Source organism: Ornithinibacillus scapharcae TW25 (genome assembly GCF_000190475.1).
Classification (GTDB): domain Bacteria; phylum Bacillota; class Bacilli; order Bacillales; family Amphibacillaceae; genus Ornithinibacillus; species Ornithinibacillus scapharcae.
In genome coordinates this window covers 1-16,891 of record NZ_AEWH01000026.1, presented here as the reverse complement: position 1 = coordinate 16,891, position 16,891 = coordinate 1, and the positions used below count along the sequence as shown (strand labels likewise).

The window sequence follows — 16,891 nt, the reverse complement described above, 5'->3', positions numbered from 1 at the left end:
TTTTTGTGATGTGGAGTTGGATATTTTTCTTACTAGCATTAGCGCTCCTTTTTTATATTTACTTTTTAAAGCGAGAGCTGAGAAAGCTACGGCAGGAAATTAGCGTATTGCCAACCCGTGCTAGTTACGGAAGTAGGCTGTCGCTTGATTTTCGTGATAAAGTATTGCTGGATTTAGTAGATGAGTGGAACGTGGCCGTCGATGCATTTCAGGAGAAAAACCGCCAAGCGAAACAAATGGAGGAAAATGTGAAATTATCCATTGCGGGACTGTCACATGATTTGCGGACACCACTTACATCTATCCATGGCTATGTTCAACTACTACATGCAACAACAGATGAACAGAAACGAGAGAGTTATTTAATGATTATTGAACAATCTGTTAAACGCTTGCTTGAAATGACAGACCAATTCTATGATTTGGCCCAGATTGAAACGAATCAAAAGGAAGTTACGTTCACGTCGATTTCGCTCTCTAATGTCGTCGAAGAAATTTTCCTGTCTTTCTACGAACAATTGGTCGAAAAGCACATTGAACTGGATTTTCCTGAACAGCAAAACGAAGTGCAAATTATTGCTGACCGTCTAATGGTTACCCGTGTTATTCAGAATATTGTCCAGAACATTCTTCGTTATGCGCATTGTAAAGCGGTGATAAGCTATAGTAGAGAGGGGAACTATCTAATACTTACTGTGAAAAATGACATTAAAAAGGATAGTAAGGTAACCATAGAAAAGGTATTTACCCGTTTTTATACAGAAGTTACTAGTAGAACAAACACGGAAGCTAGTGGTTTAGGTCTGTATATGTCTAAGAAATTAGTTGAAAAGATGAATGGGAAGATGGATGCGGAGTTAGAGAATGGTTGGTTTATCCTTCATATATCACTTCCAGTTACAAGGGTTTAAACATGGATATAACGTTACAAAATGAATTTGTATGAAAGGACTTCAACCAAGAAGTCCTTTTTATCTTTTTTAATATCATCCTGTATAGTACCAAAATATAATCATTTGTAGTTATTTTTGCTCGATAATCTGAATAAGGTTTCCACATGTATCGTCAAATACAGCTATTGTGATATCGCCCATTTCGGTCGGCTTCATCGTAAACCTTACACCGTGATCCATTAGTCGTTGATACTCTTCTTGTATATCATGAACACCAAACATTGTTACTGGTATGCCATCGGCAAATAATTTCTTTTGATACTCCTGAGCAGCAGGATGTTCATTTGGTTCGAGTACAAGTTCGGTACCGTCCTTGGCATCTGGTGAAACTACGGTTATCCACCGATATGCTCCTGAGGGAACATCATGCTTTACGACAAATCCTAGTGTTTTTGTATAAAATTCTAATGCCTTATCTTGATCTTCAACGAAAATACTCGTAACAATGATTTTCATTATAATTTAATCTCCTTTTACTATTACGATATAGGTACTCTACTAATAATCTTTGGCTAAACTGAGAAGACGCATACTTCTTTAATTTGTAATACTAATACTACTCTACCCATCCTTTCAGTAAATCTTTCAATGGTTCGTTGTTAAACATAAGAACTCGATATTTTCCCTTTCGTTTTGACGTTACTAGTCCCGCATCTTCTAATGTTGAAAGATGTTTTGAAATCGCCTGCCGTGAAATGGAAAGACCGTGCTTCATAATGAGACGCGTAGTAAGTTCATATAACGTCAATTCATTACTTTCAGATAGTTCATCTAATATTAGCCGTCGAGTTGAATCGGCCAGTGCTTTAAAAATAATGTCTTTGTCCAGATTCATATCTCGATTATACGCAACCAGGAGGTTGCATGTCAAATATGCGCAACTAAATTATTGTATGAGGAACTGATTTTGCTTTTCTGGTAAAGGTAAAAACGATAAAGCACCATAACAAGTAAGTCAACTCATCTCATCTTTAGGTAAACAATTGTGTTCCAACAGGAAAAGGAGCTTGGTAATAACTCAAGCTCCTTTAATCACCTATTAATAAATACCGACTTGATCAAATCCACTCTCAACCGCAGCTGTCTCAGGGCTTCCATCTCCATAAATATCTACTGCAGATTGAACTAATGCATTCCGTGCATCACTAAAGTCAGAGGTAGGTGTTAGGTAGACGGTTAGTGCACGGTAATAAATTTGACCAAGCTTTTCTTTGCCAATTTGTTCACCGATTAAGTATGCTGCATGGTTGGTAATGGATGAATTAACATGAACTCCGCCGTTATCCACTCGAGCTGGCATATCATAGTACTCATCCATATGTTCTGGATAGTAACCATCTCCATATGGTGCTCGTTCTTCGGATACTGGGAATTGATCTGGGTTACTTAGGCTACGTAAAGCTATTCTGCCTTCTGCTTTAGCGGCAGGTGCCATAATGTCTTCACCCATCTCCCAATCATCTGCATCAATCAATGCACCAAAAACATCCGCAAAGGACTCGTTCAATGCCCCGGACTGGAAGCGATATTGAAGGTTTGCTGTATGGGTGATCACACCATGTGTCATTTCATGAGCCGCAACATCTAGCCCTGCTGATAATGGAACCATGAATTCGCCGTCTCCATCACCATAAGCCATATAGCGTCCATTCCAGAATGCGTTATTATAATTCGTACCAACATGTACATATGAAATAATCGCCATACCATTACCATCCAGAGAGTTTCTACCATGCTCCTCTAGATAATAGTCATAAACCTTTTCGGAATTGTAGTGAGCATCAACCGCAGGTGCTACATATGGATCTTTCCAGGATGAGCTTTTGTTTGAAAAAATTTCCCCTGTATTGTAGTCAAGAGTGTAGATTCCTTCCAGGTTTTCATGGGATTCATCATATAGTTTGAAGACAGTAGGCATGCCAGGTGCCACCTCTTGAGTAGTGTGGAGATGTCTTAATTGTCCATGAACCCCTATCCCCACGCCATTATGATGTTTTTTCTTCACCTCGTCTGCATGTAATAACGCATTAATCTTATCAACGACTTTCCCGGTTTGGGCGTCAACGTACACAAACCAGTTTCCAGGCTCATCACCTAGAAATGTTAGATTAACTTTGTACACCACATGGTTCTTTCCTTCGAATGGATAAACTACCAACTCCGTAATCGGATCAAAGGCGAGATCTAATGGAGCTTTGACAGAGGACTTTGCCTCTTTTATTGCGATATCCTTTGAAACGGAGGTATTAGTTGTTAGTTTGGTATCCTCTAATGCTAGCTGGTTAACATGTCCATTTACACTGACGACTTGATGATCTTTATTGAAATGGACAACAAGCTCAGCACCGTCTACCTTTACATTGTTCTTTGTTTGTTCAAAACGAATATGTGTCATACCGAGACTATCTTTCTCGATGGATTTTACCTTTAGATTCTGCTTTGGGTTTTTGAGACCAAGTTTGGCTTCCTGTTTACTCAAGTAATCTAGCGCATTGGCTGCATTACTAGATTCATATTTTGCTGTGTTTTTTTCCTTAACAAAGATGGGGACATTTGCTTTTTCGTTCCATGCTTTTGGGGCTTGTACCTCGATGGAATCTGCTTTATCATGGGGATTTGCTAAGATGGCACTTGGTGATAGAGTTCCTGCTAGAAACGCTGTGGATAGTAGAATTGCTGGAAGTAGTTTTTTCTTACTCATTTATATCCCTCCTATAACGTATTGGTCTCTATTATAGGGGAGTAACTCTATTGTTGCATGATTATTTAGAATTAATTGTCAATTAGGGAAAAGTCCTTAGTTTAAAAGAAGTTATTACTACTTAAGTAACTATTATTTCGAATAACGAAATAGATTTATGGGGCAATGTTTTTATTTTTGAACCAGTTTAGAGGATTTCTGTCATGAGTGTGGAATAATATTAAGTTGAAGGAATAAGAAAGACGCCTCTTATGAAATAAGAGCGTCCTGATAGGAGAGGATATTTAGTATCCATCGTTGCCACCATTAACCACCTTTTGATAGAACTCCTTTAATTCAGCTGTGTTATCTTTCCATTCGACTGGTTGTCCGTTGATGAGCTGGCTAAGTACATCCAGACACCTATGCCAACCTGCAGCAGTAGGAACTACCCATGCGCTATCGTTAAACGTGTGAGTGAAAATCAATCGACACCCGTTATCTTCCTCCTGTAAAGAAATGCTTATCAGATCTTCCACTTCACGGAAACCAAATAAATAGGGGGCTTCTAACTCTGTGATGATACCGTGATAAGTCGTTCCTTCGCCATCATCGAAGGCAATCTTACCACCAAGCTTGAGATCCATCTCCCCAGTAGCGAAAGGGTACCATTTGGTGAATATAGTAGGATTTATAAGGATTCGGAAAACTTCTTTTGGATGATGAGGAATAAACCGTTCAAATTTTAAAGCATACTGACCGTTTAAATGATGTAGTGTACCATATTCTGTCATTATATTCATTCTCCTTATCTACTTGAAGTCTGGTGAGTCACCTTACAACTATTCTAGATGTTACCTTTTATCCTATCATTTGGAAGTAATCAACGCATATAAAAAGATGCATTTCAATTAAGAAATGCATCTCTACCAATCCTACTTTGTATAATTATCAAAATAACCTTGGATATATATCATTGGTGTACCTTTATCACCGCTACCAGAGGTTAAGTCCGACAATGAGCCGATTAAATCAGTAAGTCTGCGAGGTGTTGTTCCCTGTGCTTCCATAGCGCCTACTAGGTCTTCGTTTTTATTTTGAATGTACTCGGAAATTGCTTGTTTTAACTCTTCACCACGTAAGTGAGAGAAATTGTTATCTGCTAGATATTTTAATTTCACTTCATTAGGAGTGCCTTCAAGACCAGAAGTGTAAGCAGGTGATACAACTGGGTCTGCAAGCTCCCAAATTTGGCCGACAGGGTCCTTAAATGCCCCATCACCATACACCATTACTTCCACTGTTTTACCAGTTGCTTCTTTTAATTTTTCTTGAATACCATCAACGATTGGTTGGCAGTTATTCGGGAAAAGCTTCACACTTTCTTCCGTAGACTTGTTCGATCCAAGTAGACCATAATCTTCATTAAAGCCACTGCCGTTAATGGACTCTGTTAGAATGTCATCCAGTCCAAATACTTTCTCAGCACCATTATTCGTTAAAATACGTTTTGTTCTGAACCGAGAGTGAATGTCACATGTGAGGACGTTCTTCGTATAGTCTAAAATAGTTTTCGGATTGTTAGAGAAGATGACTTCGCAAGTTACACCTTCTGCTTCTATTAATCCTTTATAATATTCGATATAATCAACCCCAGTAAACGGGTGTTTCTTATTGCCAAAATGTTGACGGAAGTCTGCTTCTGTTAGTACATCTGTCCACGGATTGATTCCTTTCACATCTAGTTCATCAATATCGACAAGATGGTTCCCTACTTCATCTGCAGGGTAGCTAAGCATTAGTACAACACTTTTTGTGCCTCTCGCAATCCCTTTTAGTAAATTTGAAAAACGATTACGGCTTAGAATTGGGAAGATGACGCCTACTTTCGTTTCTCCAAACTTCGCCTTAACATCGGTTGCAATGTCATCAATTGTTGCATAGTTTCCTTGTGCACGAGCAACAATAGATTCTGTGATCGTTACAATGTCACGGTCCTCTATAGAAAAACCTTCTACTTTAGCAGTGTTTAATACTGTATTGACTACAATCTCTTCAATGTTATCTCCAGTGTTAATGATTGGTCCGCGAAGTCCGCGTACAACTGTTCCAACTACTCTTTCCAATATGATCTCTCCTCAGGGTATGAGTTTAAAATTTCTTATCATTATTATTTAATCAACCCTATGTAACTATACTCCTGTTATTGCTATAAGTAAAATTAATATTTATAATATCACCTATAAGGAGTGTTAATATGATTGGGAAACTGGATTTATATCGTATATTTCATGTTGTTAGTCATCATAATAGTTTTTCGAAAGCTGCCCAGGAACTCTATATGACGCAATCAGCGGTTAGTCAGGCTATTTCTAAGCTGGAGAAAGAATTGTCTATCCAACTGTTTAATCGAACGTCTAGGGGTGTTGAATTAACTTCTGAAGGGATTCTATTACATGAGCATGTACAGTCTGCATTAGGTATCATCCAAGTTGCTGAGGATAAGCTATTTGAATATAAAACATTAAAAACCGGGGAGCTTCGTATTGGAGTAGGTGATACGATATCCCGATATTTCTTATTGCCCTATTTAGAACAGTTTCATGAAAAATACCCAGGTATCACGCTTAATATCCTAAATCGAACCACATCGGAAATTATCAATTTGATTAAATCCGGAAAAGCAGATGTCGGGATATGTAATCTGCCTGTTCAAGATGATCAGCTTGATGTGATACCGTGTAAGGAAATCCAAGATACGTTTGTCTGTGGTGAGAAGTATAAATCATTAACAGAAAAACCAATTAGCCTGGAAAACTTGATGGAACTTCCGTTAATTTTCCTAGAAAGGAAATCTAACTCCAGAATGTTTGTGGAGAATTTCTTAAAAAAGTACGGATATCAGGTCGCACCGGTTTTTGAACTTGGCTCCTATGATTTAGTATTAGAATTCACGAAAATAAACTTAGGTGTGTCCTGTGTGATAAAAGAGTTTGCGAGTGATTATTTAGCAAGAGGAGACCTATATGAGTTGAAGCTAGAAGAGGAAATTCCAAAAAGAAATATAGGGATTTGCTATCTAAAAAATGTCCCCTTATCCCATGCTGCTAAGAACTTCGTGGAAAACATCCAAAGTCAACTGTAATAAAAACTAAAATAAAGAAATATTTCCAATAAAACTATATCGGGTAATTATATTGACATCCACTATTCATGTTTGATAGATTACTTAATTAATAATAAAAAGTCAGTGATGAGTTAAAGTAAGAAAGGAACCTAAATGTGTTTCTTTCTGAAAAACACCTCAGAGATGCAAGTTTCATAGAGAATATGTTGGCCTTCTTCATCATATAAGGAAGTACTTGTTGGGAAGTGTTGATTAGTTTCCACTTGCAAATCTAACGGAATATGGGTGGTTTAACGAGACAAGCTCGTCCCTAATTTTGGGGCGAGTTTTTTCATACATAAGTTTCAGGCGATTCGTTAACATAATATCGTCCTCTTCTAACTGATAGTATTATTTTTCATCACGTTTTACAACTAGAATGGAGGTTCAACTAGGTATGAAATATTTTATTGTTATATTGGGATCACTTATCATTGCGTTTGGTTTTAATAACTTCTTAGTACCTTACGGAGTATTGAGTAGTGGTATAAGCGGTATTGCGATCCTAATTGGATTAATTACACCGTTCGATATCGGGTTCATGAACTTTCTACTTAACGTACCATTACTTCTATTGGGATATTTTAAGCTAGGGAAGACCATCACGCTAAACACATTGCTTTGTGTTGTATCACTATCTATATTTTTATATATCATACCGGTTGCTCCAATTGCTGATAACACATTACTTTCTGTTATTTTTGGTGGGGTCATTAGCGGAGTGGGAATTGGATTAATTATGAAGTATTCTGGTACTTCGGGCGGATTGGATATCATTGCGATTATCCTTTCTCGAACAACCAATATTAGTGTTGGTCTTTCTTTAACAGCGATGAATGGTGTTATTGTATTAATTTCAGGGTTTGCATTTGACTGGAATATTGCGTTATATACGATGTTGTCTATTTATATTACCGGTAAATCCCTTGATGCTGTTTACACAAACCACATTAAATTAACGATGCAGATTGTTACGACAGAAGGAGAGGCAATTAGAAAAGACCTCATTGAATCTATTTATCGAGGAATAACGATTACTGAGGGTGTGGGTGGCTATACAAAAGAGAGTAAACAAATCTTAATGACAGTCGTGACCCGCTATGAAACCATGCAAATTAAAAAGATTGTCCGAAGCCATGATAAAAAGGCGTTTATCAATATTTACAAAACGGTAGAAGTGGACGGGGAGTTTGCTAAGAATTAGGATTAGTCTTTCATGGCTGTCAACTGTCAATTAAAGAAACTAAAACCAAGTTGTGTAAATTCGATTTTACTCCTTGATTTTTCCTATATAAGTTCTATAATTAGCCTCGTAGAAACATATTTATCTTCATGAGAAGCTTAAGATAGATGATGAATTAAGGAGATATTAAAACATGGCAGTTACAATGAATGAAACACGTATTGAGAAGGATTTTCTAGGTGAAAGAGAAGTGCCAAATGAAGCTTATTATGGCATTCAAACCTTACGTGCGGTTGAAAACTTTCCAATTACTGGGTACCGTATTCATGAGGAATTAATTAACGCAATGGCAATGGTAAAAAAAGCTGCTGCTCTAGCGAACATGGATAGTAAACGTCTAAATGCCGATATCGGTGAAGCAATGATTCAGGCAGCGAGTGAACTGATAGAGGGAAAATGGCATGACCAAATAATCGTAGATCCTATCCAAGGTGGAGCAGGAACCTCGATTAATATGAATGTTAATGAAGTCATTGCTAATCGTGCGATTGAAATACTCGGAAAAGATAAAGGGAATTATTCTATTTGTAGTCCGAATACACATGTGAATATGTCACAATCAACAAATGATGCCTTTCCGACAGCTATCCATATTTCGGTCTTGAATTTAATGGAGAAGCTAATCCTTACGATGGAGGAAATGCGGCTTGTTTTTGAACAAAAGGCCGTTGAATTCAGTGATGTAATTAAAATGGGGCGTACGCATCTTCAAGATGCTGTACCAATTCGTCTTGGCCAAGAATTTGAAGCATATAGCCGTGTTATTGCTCGTGATATTAAACGAATTAAGCAATCACGGCAGCATTTGTATGAATTAAATATGGGGGCAACTGCTGTAGGGACAGGGTTAAATGCTGATCCGTATTACATTGAAAATGTGTTGAAGTATTTAGCGGATATTAGTGGTCTGCCACTTGTGGGGACAGAGCATTTAGTGGATGCGACACAAAATACAGATGCCTATACGGAAGTTTCTTCAGCCTTGAAAATCAGTATGATGAACATGTCTAAGATTGCGAATGATATCCGTCTAATGGCCTCAGGACCAAGAGCAGGATTAGCTGAGATAACATTACCTGCTAGACAGCCAGGTTCTTCCATTATGCCTGGAAAGGTAAATCCAGTTATGCCAGAATTGATTAACCAAGTAGCTTTTCAAGTGATTGGGAATGATCAGACCATTAGCCTTGCTTCCGAAGCAGGTCAGTTTGAACTAAATGTGATGGAGCCTGTTCTAGTATTTAATCTTTTACAGTCTATTAGTATTATGAATAATGCTTTCCGTTCATTTACGGATTACTGTGTTAGAGGCATAACTGCTAATGAAGATCGTTTGAAAGAATATGTAGAAAAAAGCGTTGGAGTTATTACAGCGGTTAATCCTCATATTGGATACGAACGAGCTGCACAAATAGCGTCAGAAGCAATAAAATCCGGACAATCTGTAAGAGAACTATGTCTAAAATACGGCGTTTTAACAGAGGAAGAGCTAAATCTTATCTTAGACCCGTATGAAATGACACACCCAGGAATTGCAGGAAAAAGCTTGTTGTAGCGGTACACGGGGACAGGTCGCTTGTCCCATAAAAAAACAGGGGTAGATTATTTGTCTACACCCTGTTTTTTATTAAAATCTACGCATGGTTTCATTCAAGTTATCGGCTAAATGAGCAACTTTTGATCCAGCCTCACCGATTTCTTTTAGTATATCTGTGAAGCTACTCATTTCCTCATTACTTCTTTCGTTCTGATCCTTACTCACCGTACTTGCCGATAGAATATCATTAAAGTTTTGTGTAGTATCATGAACGTTCTGGTTTGCTAGAATTGTTTTCGAGTTAATTTCGTTCATTTGTTTGACAACATCTTCAATTTGCTTGGTTGTAGAGACAACTAGTTCGGTAATATTATTGGAAGATGCTTTGGTTTGCTCTGCTAGTTTTCTTACTTCATCTGCTACAACGGAGAATCCTTTTCCATGCTCTCCTGCTCTAGCGGCCTCGATTGCGGCATTTAGTGCTAGAAGATTAGTTTGTTCTGCAATGGAGGTAATGACAGAGACGATTTCACCGATCTCTCTTGAGTTTGCTTCCAATGAACCTATATTGGACTGAATGTTAGTTACACTGTCTTTTAAGGACTCTGTTTGTTCAATCACTTGGTCTAATTGCTTTCTACCCGCTTCTGATGTTTCAGATGTGATGATAGATGACTCAAGACCTTCTGTTAGGTATTTTTTGATACTTTCAGAACGTACCACTACATCAGCAACAGAAGCACCAACCTCTTCCGACATACCTGCTAATTCCTCTGTTATAGCGCCAATAGCTTCTTTGACATTCTGCTTCGCTTCCATTTCCTTCGCCTGAGCTACTTGGTTTTGTAAATCTTGTAATGCAGATAAGCAAAGCTGTTGTTCTAAATTAAAGACTTTACTCGTTACTCTTGCAGCAAGTGCAAAACTTTCCATGTCGTCCTTATACTTTTCAGCTAAAAGCTCCAATGTATTATTGAAAAACGCTTGGTTGGTACAGAGATACCATTTTACTTCCACACCTGTTTTTAAATAATATTTGCTAAGTTGATATCTTCTATCTACAAACTTATCGTCGATTACCCCACCGAAGAAACCGACTACATATTGTTGACTACCAGCTAAGTCGATACCAATGGGTGTCATATTAACGACACTTTGAATTCCAGCATGTTTATTGTTATATAGAGGATTATATATTTTATCAATATTTTCATTGATAAATGGTTGTAAAGCCTTAGCAATAGCAAGATCCTCTAATGTAAGATCGATAAGTGAAATTTGTTGCACTAGAATGTTATCATGATTTACGTCAATCTTTACATGTTGTAGTTGTTTTTCTGCTTCTTCTCTTAACGTTGCTAATTTCTCTTTTTTAGTAAACATAGAATTGTTATACTCCCTTAATTTAATCGCATATTTTTTATCGGCAATTAGAATAATTTTTAAATAGTAATCAATACTGAAGTTAGGCTATACCGCTTCATTTTATATGTAAATAAGTTATATTTTGGTTGATAAATAGGGACGATTACTTCGCCAATTACAAAGGAAGAAGCGGTATAATCGTCCATGTTTTATGTTAAGTTTTCGATTTGACTTTGCGAAATAGATTAGACCCCAGTTCGTTTAATATGATAGCTACTAGGATAATAACTGTGCCCAACCACTGGAGAGGCGCTACCTCCTCCGATAAAATCAGGCTTGCTGAAAGAATAGCAATTGGTAGTTCAATGGATGTTAGGATGTTTGCAATTCCACCTGATACCAATGGTGCACCAGCAGCAAAGAATAATGGCGGTAGGACAGCTCCGAATAACGCTACACCTGCAGCAACTAATATCAAGTTACCTTCCAATGGGACAATCGTTGGAATGTCTCGGATAAAGAGAACGAGTACTAAGATTGTCGAACCTGTTACCATTATGGAAGTCCTAGTCCATGCATCAACATGTACAGCAACCTTCCCACTGAAAAAGATAAAACCCGCATACGTAAATGCCGATAGTATTCCATAAACTAACCCTTTAACAGGCAAACCATGTATTTCCCCATTCATAATATCGGAGGCGAAAAAGACACCGATAAGAATTAGGATGATGGATAGAATGGTTATGGGGGCTGGTTTTACTTTGCTAAAGATCCATTCTAAGATAATTCCAATCCAAACAAATTGGAACATTAAAATGATAGATAATGACGCAGGTAGATACTGCATGGACCCATAGTAGAGTACGCTAGTTAACCCAACCAAACAACCAGTCATCATAATAGGTAAGATATTCTTTTTGGTTATCCCTTTGAAACTAGAGCGTTTATTTAGTAGCGTAAGTATCCATAGAAAAAGAAAGGAGATAAGCATTTGAACAATCGTAATTTGCCCGAGTGAATAACCATAGCTAAACCCTAGCTTTGCAAAAACCGGAGTAAATCCAAAGCCTCCAGCACCGATTAGGATAAATAATATCCCCTTATTAAATTTCATGAAGAGACCTCCTTGATGCAGAAAAATCAATTCTATCATTATAGCATAATGGTGGGTAAATTGTCCTATTCGTTAATGGTGTCGTGGGAAATGTACACCGCGCGTAGCGGATATAGTCCCCGGATAGAGAAACGTGTTCCCGCGTGGAGAGAACATATCCCATGCCCGTTAGAGAAAAGCCCTCCAATAATCTACATTTCTACCAAAATTAAATAATCTGCTTATATGCTATAATTATCATACTTAAATCACAACAGAGGGGAAAAGCAACATGAGGAATCTACTAGGTATATTGTTTTTATTATCTATCGGCGCTACACTAATTTTATTTGTGGTAAGTCTATGTAATTATTTGATAGCCTACCAGACATCAGGGATAGAAGTAAAAGACGCTGTGATGAATAATGTCTATGTAAGATATTGGGTATATTTATTAGCCTTCTTTGTAGCAATGACAGTAATCTCATTCTTGGGTTTCTTGGTAATGAAGCCGAAAGTCTATGATGATGAAGGAATGCAAGTTTATGAAAATCAACGAGGGGTCGGTAATGGCCCTGTAGATGAATATGTAACCGTACGTGTAAAGCGTGATGACCTGTCCAAATTACAGACGTAAGACTATACTTCATGTTGATAGCAGGGGTTTTCCCTGCTTTTCTATTATATGTGTTTTAGGAGGGATGGAATTTGTATACTATCGGGCAAGTCGCTAACTTCTTAGGGGTGACCAGAGATACAATAAAATATTATGAAGAAAAGAAGCTGGTTAATCCGAAACACGATACTAATGGGTATAGGAAGTATGATCAATTTGATATACATGATATTATGACAACTAATTTTTATAGAGAGCTAAATATAGAGGTCAAGAAAATTCAAGAGATAAGACAAAGTAAGGGGGTAGAGTATGTAGCATCTATTTTAGAACAGCAGGAAGCAAAATTAATGGAAGAACTCGAATATAAAAAGCTTCTTCTAAGGCAGCTAACCTCTGTGAAAGAAGACTGTAAAAATATACCGGAGTATTTAGGTAGATTTATATTAAAAGAGATGAAACCAATAGAAGTACTTGGTGAAATGTCAGACTATAAAGCCTATGAAGAGTATGAGATGTTAAGAAATACCGCATTAAGAAAAGCTGTAACGTTAAATAGTGTTAGACGTGTCATTTATTTTGATGAAAAAGGAATTCAAAAGGAAAAATATCTAATTGTACAAGGTATGCAAGACACAGAGAGTATTGATCCAAATAAGATAATTTTTCATCCAAAGTGTATTTATACAGTTATAGAGAATGGGAGAGCGGTTAAAGAAGGAAAAGATATCGATAGCGAGGTAGGAGCGCGGCTTTTCACCATGGCAGAAGAGAATGGATATGAATTAGTTGGAGTTGCTTACATTAATATTTTATTGACAACATATGAGAACGACCTAGAACGAGTATTCGTAGAAATGTATGCACCAATAAAATAATGCCATAGAGGTATTGAGCTGAGGGTTACCCATAGGTTTAAAATAATCGTTAGTAGCGAACGATTTTCCGGTACTAGCATTTTATTTTAAGGAGTGGGATAGTGTGAAAAATAAAGATATTTTAAAAAGACCGTTGTTAAGTTTCTTTATCCTAAGTTATGTAGTGTTTCTCGTTTTATTTGTGGTGATTGGCATAAGTATCATGTTAGGTCTTCCAGAGGGCATAACTAACTTATTGCAAATTGTCTCAGCATGGTCCTCAACCATTGCAATTGTTATTTTGTTTAGGAGAATAAATCCAGACATAAATTTATGGAGTTTTATAAAGCGGCAATTTACTACAAGATTAAACCTCCGAGTCCTTGCCACTCTCATTACTATTCAAACCCTTATAACAACCGTGACAATCTCTTTCTTAACAAACTATACCGAAAGTTTACATAGTATATTATCTTTTTCAAGTTTTCCACCAGTTATTTTTGCATTTTTCGATAACTTAGTAAGAGGACCATTTGGAGAGGAGTTAGGATGGAGGGGGTACGCTTTAAATAAACTTCAAAAGCAGTATTCTCCACTGAAATCATCTCTCGTAATAGGACTTTTATGGGGAGGATGGCATACTCCATTATGGTTTGCTTCTGGTTATACCGGAGTGGATTTGATTGGGTACATCGTGCTTTTTATGCTTGGAATTGTATCGTTTTCTGTCATAGTGACGTTATTCTACAACTTCAATAAGAATCTTGTCATCCCGATTGTAGCACATCAATTATTTAACTTTTCACTAGACTTGATAAGAGGAGATTTATTAGACATTCTAGGATACTACATGCTCTTATACTTCCTGATAGCAATTGTGTTAATACTTCTAAATCCAAGGCAAGTTCTATATACACGTAAATTCAGAGAGAGGTGATTGTAATGCAATGGAGCAAAACAAAAACAACACTGGAAAGTTTCCTTTGCGACCGGTTAAAAGGACGTGTCCGAATTCATGCAACGGTATATCGGAAATTCCATGATGGGCCTAGTAAAGTTTGGATTACCTTCGATAAGAGGGAGATAGTTAGTGCCACTGATGTGACATTTGCCATTGAGCATGAAAAGTTATATCAACAGTTGAAGGAAGAAAATGGTTTAAAACCGATTCCGTATCATCCAGACTGGAATGTCATGTTCCAATCAGAAGAAAGGGAGCAATTAGTAAGGGCTTCAGATACTGCTGATGAAACTTTAATAGGAAAAGGCATTTTTGATAGCAATTACCTTTACACTGCATGTATGGAATACCCCTCTTTATCTATTGAGGACGCAATGAACTCAGAACATATTATGATAAGAGCGTATTCGATGTTCGATAGAAGATTAGGAAAAAGAAGATTAAAAGAAATTCCTTTATCCGACGATATACATCCATTGATTGTAGAATTTTATAATATTAGATGTGATGTGGAGGGGTTAAGTTATGATAGAAGTGGAACGCTTGAATGAGAATACTTCAAGCGTTCGATGAAACAATATTAGCCAACCTCAACTTCACTCATCAGTGCATGCACATTCTCTTCACTATCCCTAAAGAACACCATCCATGTTTCGGTATGACCTATTTTCGTAACCACGTGAGGCTCATCGAGAAAGATAACTTCCTTTTCTAGCATCTCTTGGTAAGTCTCCTTGATATCTCCTACTTGAAAATACAAAACAGAGCTAGGATGATCGAATTGATTATTCTCAGGGAGTGTAAGCATCAAGCGCAGACCGTTTAAGTCAAAAAATGCCATGCTATCTGTATTAAACATTAGGGGAAGGTCAAGCTTCTCTTGATAAAAGTTAATAGCTCTACCTATATCTTTTACGGGTATTCCAATTTGACCGACTTTTTGAATTTCCATCATGAATTCTCCTTTACTCATCTACTGATCTAATCATAGCATATATCGTTCCAATAATAATAATCTTCTGTAAATATGGTAATTAGAATATACAACCAGTCGATTAAGAAAAGGATGCGATGATACTAGATAAACTAAATCGTTTAATCATTTCTATTGTACACATGATATTCCTTGTAATGATAACGCACTTAAGTTACTAAGAAATTTACTAATAATAAACTTCCTAATCAATAGTTTGAATATGAAAGTGGAGGATTGTTTACAACAATAGATTAAAGCTAAATATAAACAAGTATTTTTAAAACGGTTTATTTTTCCTTTATTGTTCCTCTTTATCTAGATATGGTTCCTATTTAAGTTTATAGATTAAATGGGCCAAATTTATTATTTTGGAAAGGATGAATGATATTGGATATAACTGTTTATACCCAAACAGGGTGTAGGTTCTGTACGTATCTGAAAGATTTTTTGAAAGAAAATAATATCCCATTTTTTGAAAAGAATATTGCAGAGAACGAAATTTATCGAAAGGAATTCCTTGATCTCGATGGAAGAGGGGTACCACTAACTATTATTAAGAATGACATATATATCGGTTGCACTGAAGATGTTAAAACCGGGGCTCTAAATTATAGATTAATATAAAGCCCAGACAATGGAGCAGTTCAGTATTGGTGCAATATAATTGTATCAATACTGAACTGCTTTTTTATGCTGATTTGTAGGAAATAAAAGTAAAGGAATTAATGATTGTACCGTTTTCCTATGATTGTATTTAACTTCTGTTTCTAAGAAAGAGCATGGAATAAAATCAAATTCAATGCTCATGTTTAGGAGGTAATTTATTTTAATACTTTATTTTTGATTGTTCAGTAAGAAAACTCCAGAAACCTGGAGGTTCTTCAAATTCCGTGGTAGTAAGTTTTTCTATAATTTTCAACTTAATTTCCTGCTCCAAATCTTCTTGATCCTGATAATGTGTGTATTTAGTGCTTTTTTTTATTTTTAATTCAAATTTTTTTATTATATGTTCAATATCCTGGTTTTCTTGGTTTGTCAATTATTCTCACTCCCCAGTTAATTTCTTATAAATTTTACTAAGTGCTTTTTTATGTTGGCTAGATATATTTTGTGGTGAAGTTCCAATAATTTCTGCTATTTCCTTTAAAGAGAAATTGTGAAGATACTTTAATTCAAGTATTACTTGTGTTTTGAGGGTAAGGTTTTCAATATTTCAACAAGCTTATCATTTTCTATATGATCTATTAAAGAATTGCTAATGAATTCAGCATCAAATGATGAATATTGAAATGCAATTTGATCTTTTATAGTTAGTTTATTGTTGTCATATGAGACTTCTTTATCTAATATCAATAAGTTTCTCTCTCTTAGTTTTCTAACCCTTTTTGTCGTAATCGATACTAAAAAAGTGTATTAGGCTACTGATATATAGTGTGTACGT

19 protein-coding genes are annotated in these 16,891 nt (G+C 36.5%); 9 read left to right on the top strand and 10 right to left on the bottom strand.

What is annotated here, in order from left to right; all coding sequences use genetic code 11:
- Window positions 1-8 precede the first annotated feature (8 nt).
- Window positions 9-911, top strand: a complete 903-nt coding sequence (locus tag G5W_RS0107295; protein WP_010095460.1) for a sensor histidine kinase — start codon at window positions 9-11, stop codon at window positions 909-911.
- A 111-nt stretch (window positions 912-1,022) separates the two neighbouring features.
- Here the strand turns inward: G5W_RS0107295 and G5W_RS0107290 are convergent, their stop codons facing one another.
- From G5W_RS0107290 to G5W_RS0107270, 5 genes are all read right to left on the bottom strand, one after another.
- A complete protein-coding gene (locus G5W_RS0107290; RefSeq protein WP_010095458.1) occupies window positions 1,023-1,409 on the bottom strand; it encodes a VOC family protein in 387 nt (128 codons plus the stop codon).
- Between the two features lie 100 nt (window positions 1,410-1,509).
- Window positions 1,510-1,788, bottom strand: coding sequence for an ArsR/SmtB family transcription factor (locus tag G5W_RS0107285; RefSeq protein WP_010095456.1), 279 nt, complete (start codon window positions 1,786-1,788; stop codon window positions 1,510-1,512).
- 204 nt (window positions 1,789-1,992) lie between these two features.
- Window positions 1,993-3,654 carry a M4 family metallopeptidase gene (locus tag G5W_RS0107280; RefSeq protein WP_010095454.1) on the bottom strand — a complete coding sequence of 554 codons (1,662 nt, stop codon included), beginning with the start codon at window positions 3,652-3,654 and terminating at the stop codon, window positions 1,993-1,995.
- Window positions 3,655-3,938: 284 nt separating this feature from the next.
- Window positions 3,939-4,436, bottom strand: a complete 498-nt coding sequence (locus G5W_RS0107275) for an SRPBCC family protein (protein WP_237706208.1) — start codon at window positions 4,434-4,436, stop codon at window positions 3,939-3,941.
- Window positions 4,437-4,568: 132 nt separating this feature from the next.
- Window positions 4,569-5,759: a coenzyme F420-0:L-glutamate ligase gene (locus G5W_RS0107270; protein WP_010095450.1), complete on the bottom strand. Its 1,191-nt coding sequence runs from the start codon at window positions 5,757-5,759 to the stop codon at window positions 4,569-4,571.
- Window positions 5,760-5,890: 131 nt separating this feature from the next.
- Here G5W_RS0107270 and G5W_RS0107265 point away from each other — a divergent pair, with 131 nt between their 5' ends.
- From G5W_RS0107265 to aspA, 3 genes are all read left to right on the top strand, one after another.
- A complete protein-coding gene (locus G5W_RS0107265; RefSeq protein ID WP_010095448.1) occupies window positions 5,891-6,778 on the top strand; it encodes a LysR family transcriptional regulator in 888 nt (295 codons plus the stop codon).
- Window positions 6,779-7,196: 418 nt separating this feature from the next.
- Window positions 7,197-8,003: a YitT family protein gene (locus G5W_RS0107260; RefSeq protein WP_010095447.1), complete on the top strand. Its 807-nt coding sequence runs from the start codon at window positions 7,197-7,199 to the stop codon at window positions 8,001-8,003.
- Between the two features lie 172 nt (window positions 8,004-8,175).
- Window positions 8,176-9,597, top strand: coding sequence for an aspartate ammonia-lyase (gene aspA / locus G5W_RS0107255; RefSeq protein WP_010095446.1), 1,422 nt, complete (start codon window positions 8,176-8,178; stop codon window positions 9,595-9,597).
- Window positions 9,598-9,669: 72 nt separating this feature from the next.
- Here the strand turns inward: aspA and G5W_RS0107250 are convergent, their stop codons facing one another.
- Together G5W_RS0107250 and G5W_RS0107245 are read right to left on the bottom strand one after the other, a co-directional pair.
- On the bottom strand, window positions 9,670-10,962 hold the full coding sequence (locus G5W_RS0107250; protein ID WP_010095444.1) for a globin-coupled sensor protein: 1,293 nt from the start codon (window positions 10,960-10,962) through the stop codon (window positions 9,670-9,672).
- Between the two features lie 196 nt (window positions 10,963-11,158).
- Window positions 11,159-12,061 (bottom strand): EamA family transporter, encoded by a 903-nt coding sequence (locus G5W_RS0107245; RefSeq protein ID WP_010095442.1) that lies wholly within the window; start codon window positions 12,059-12,061, stop codon window positions 11,159-11,161.
- A 271-nt stretch (window positions 12,062-12,332) separates the two neighbouring features.
- On the opposite strand from G5W_RS0107245, the gene G5W_RS0107240 reads away from it, so the two are divergent.
- From G5W_RS0107240 to G5W_RS0107225, 4 genes are all read left to right on the top strand, one after another.
- Window positions 12,333-12,677, top strand: coding sequence for a hypothetical protein (locus G5W_RS0107240; RefSeq protein ID WP_010095440.1), 345 nt, complete (start codon window positions 12,333-12,335; stop codon window positions 12,675-12,677).
- Window positions 12,678-12,748: 71 nt separating this feature from the next.
- Entirely contained in the window at window positions 12,749-13,534 is a 786-nt protein-coding gene (locus G5W_RS0107235) for a MerR family transcriptional regulator (protein WP_010095438.1), read from the top strand.
- A gap of 103 nt (window positions 13,535-13,637) precedes the next feature.
- Window positions 13,638-14,450 carry a CPBP family intramembrane glutamic endopeptidase gene (locus G5W_RS0107230; RefSeq protein WP_010095436.1) on the top strand — a complete coding sequence of 271 codons (813 nt, stop codon included), beginning with the start codon at window positions 13,638-13,640 and terminating at the stop codon, window positions 14,448-14,450.
- A 5-nt stretch (window positions 14,451-14,455) separates the two neighbouring features.
- Entirely contained in the window at window positions 14,456-15,025 is a 570-nt protein-coding gene (locus G5W_RS0107225) for an SF0329 family protein (RefSeq protein WP_010095434.1), read from the top strand.
- Between the two features lie 29 nt (window positions 15,026-15,054).
- Here G5W_RS0107225 and G5W_RS0107220 read toward each other — a convergent pair whose 3' ends face one another.
- Window positions 15,055-15,426, bottom strand: coding sequence for a VOC family protein (locus tag G5W_RS0107220; protein WP_010095432.1), 372 nt, complete (start codon window positions 15,424-15,426; stop codon window positions 15,055-15,057).
- 405 nt (window positions 15,427-15,831) lie between these two features.
- On the opposite strand from G5W_RS0107220, the gene G5W_RS24840 reads away from it, so the two are divergent.
- Window positions 15,832-16,074, top strand: coding sequence for a glutaredoxin family protein (locus G5W_RS24840; RefSeq protein ID WP_081472440.1), 243 nt, complete (start codon window positions 15,832-15,834; stop codon window positions 16,072-16,074).
- A gap of 202 nt (window positions 16,075-16,276) precedes the next feature.
- Here G5W_RS24840 and G5W_RS0107210 read toward each other — a convergent pair whose 3' ends face one another.
- Complete coding sequence (locus G5W_RS0107210) at window positions 16,277-16,489, bottom strand: hypothetical protein (RefSeq protein ID WP_010095429.1); 213 nt, start codon at window positions 16,487-16,489, stop codon at window positions 16,277-16,279.
- Between the two features lie 6 nt (window positions 16,490-16,495).
- On the bottom strand, window positions 16,496-16,660 hold the full coding sequence (locus G5W_RS24835) for a sigma-70 family RNA polymerase sigma factor (protein ID WP_081472441.1): 165 nt from the start codon (window positions 16,658-16,660) through the stop codon (window positions 16,496-16,498).
- Window positions 16,661-16,891 lie beyond the last annotated feature (231 nt).

Excerpts from the sequence above, each read along its gene's own strand:
- G5W_RS0107225 (WP_010095434.1), top strand. The coding sequence starts at position 14,456 with ATGCAATGGAGCAAAACAAAAACAACACTGGAAAGTTTCCTTTGCGAC.
- G5W_RS0107240 (WP_010095440.1), top strand. The coding sequence starts at position 12,333 with ATGAGGAATCTACTAGGTATATTGTTTTTATTATCTATCGGCGCTACA.
- G5W_RS0107285 (WP_010095456.1), bottom strand. The coding sequence starts at position 1,788 with ATGAATCTGGACAAAGACATTATTTTTAAAGCACTGGCCGATTCAACT.
- G5W_RS24840 (WP_081472440.1), top strand. The coding sequence starts at position 15,832 with ATGATATTGGATATAACTGTTTATACCCAAACAGGGTGTAGGTTCTGT.
- G5W_RS0107275 (WP_237706208.1), bottom strand. The coding sequence starts at position 4,436 with ATGAATATAATGACAGAATATGGTACACTACATCATTTAAACGGTCAG.
- G5W_RS0107260 (WP_010095447.1), top strand. The coding sequence starts at position 7,197 with ATGAAATATTTTATTGTTATATTGGGATCACTTATCATTGCGTTTGGT.
- G5W_RS0107220 (WP_010095432.1), bottom strand. The coding sequence starts at position 15,426 with ATGGAAATTCAAAAAGTCGGTCAAATTGGAATACCCGTAAAAGATATA.
- G5W_RS0107265 (WP_010095448.1), top strand. The coding sequence starts at position 5,891 with ATGATTGGGAAACTGGATTTATATCGTATATTTCATGTTGTTAGTCAT.
- G5W_RS0107280 (WP_010095454.1), bottom strand. The coding sequence starts at position 3,654 with ATGAGTAAGAAAAAACTACTTCCAGCAATTCTACTATCCACAGCGTTT.
- G5W_RS0107295 (WP_010095460.1), top strand. The coding sequence starts at position 9 with ATGTGGAGTTGGATATTTTTCTTACTAGCATTAGCGCTCCTTTTTTAT.
- G5W_RS0107250 (WP_010095444.1), bottom strand. The coding sequence starts at position 10,962 with ATGTTTACTAAAAAAGAGAAATTAGCAACGTTAAGAGAAGAAGCAGAA.
- G5W_RS0107245 (WP_010095442.1), bottom strand. The coding sequence starts at position 12,061 with ATGAAATTTAATAAGGGGATATTATTTATCCTAATCGGTGCTGGAGGC.
- aspA (WP_010095446.1), top strand. The coding sequence starts at position 8,176 with ATGGCAGTTACAATGAATGAAACACGTATTGAGAAGGATTTTCTAGGT.
- G5W_RS0107290 (WP_010095458.1), bottom strand. The coding sequence starts at position 1,409 with ATGAAAATCATTGTTACGAGTATTTTCGTTGAAGATCAAGATAAGGCA.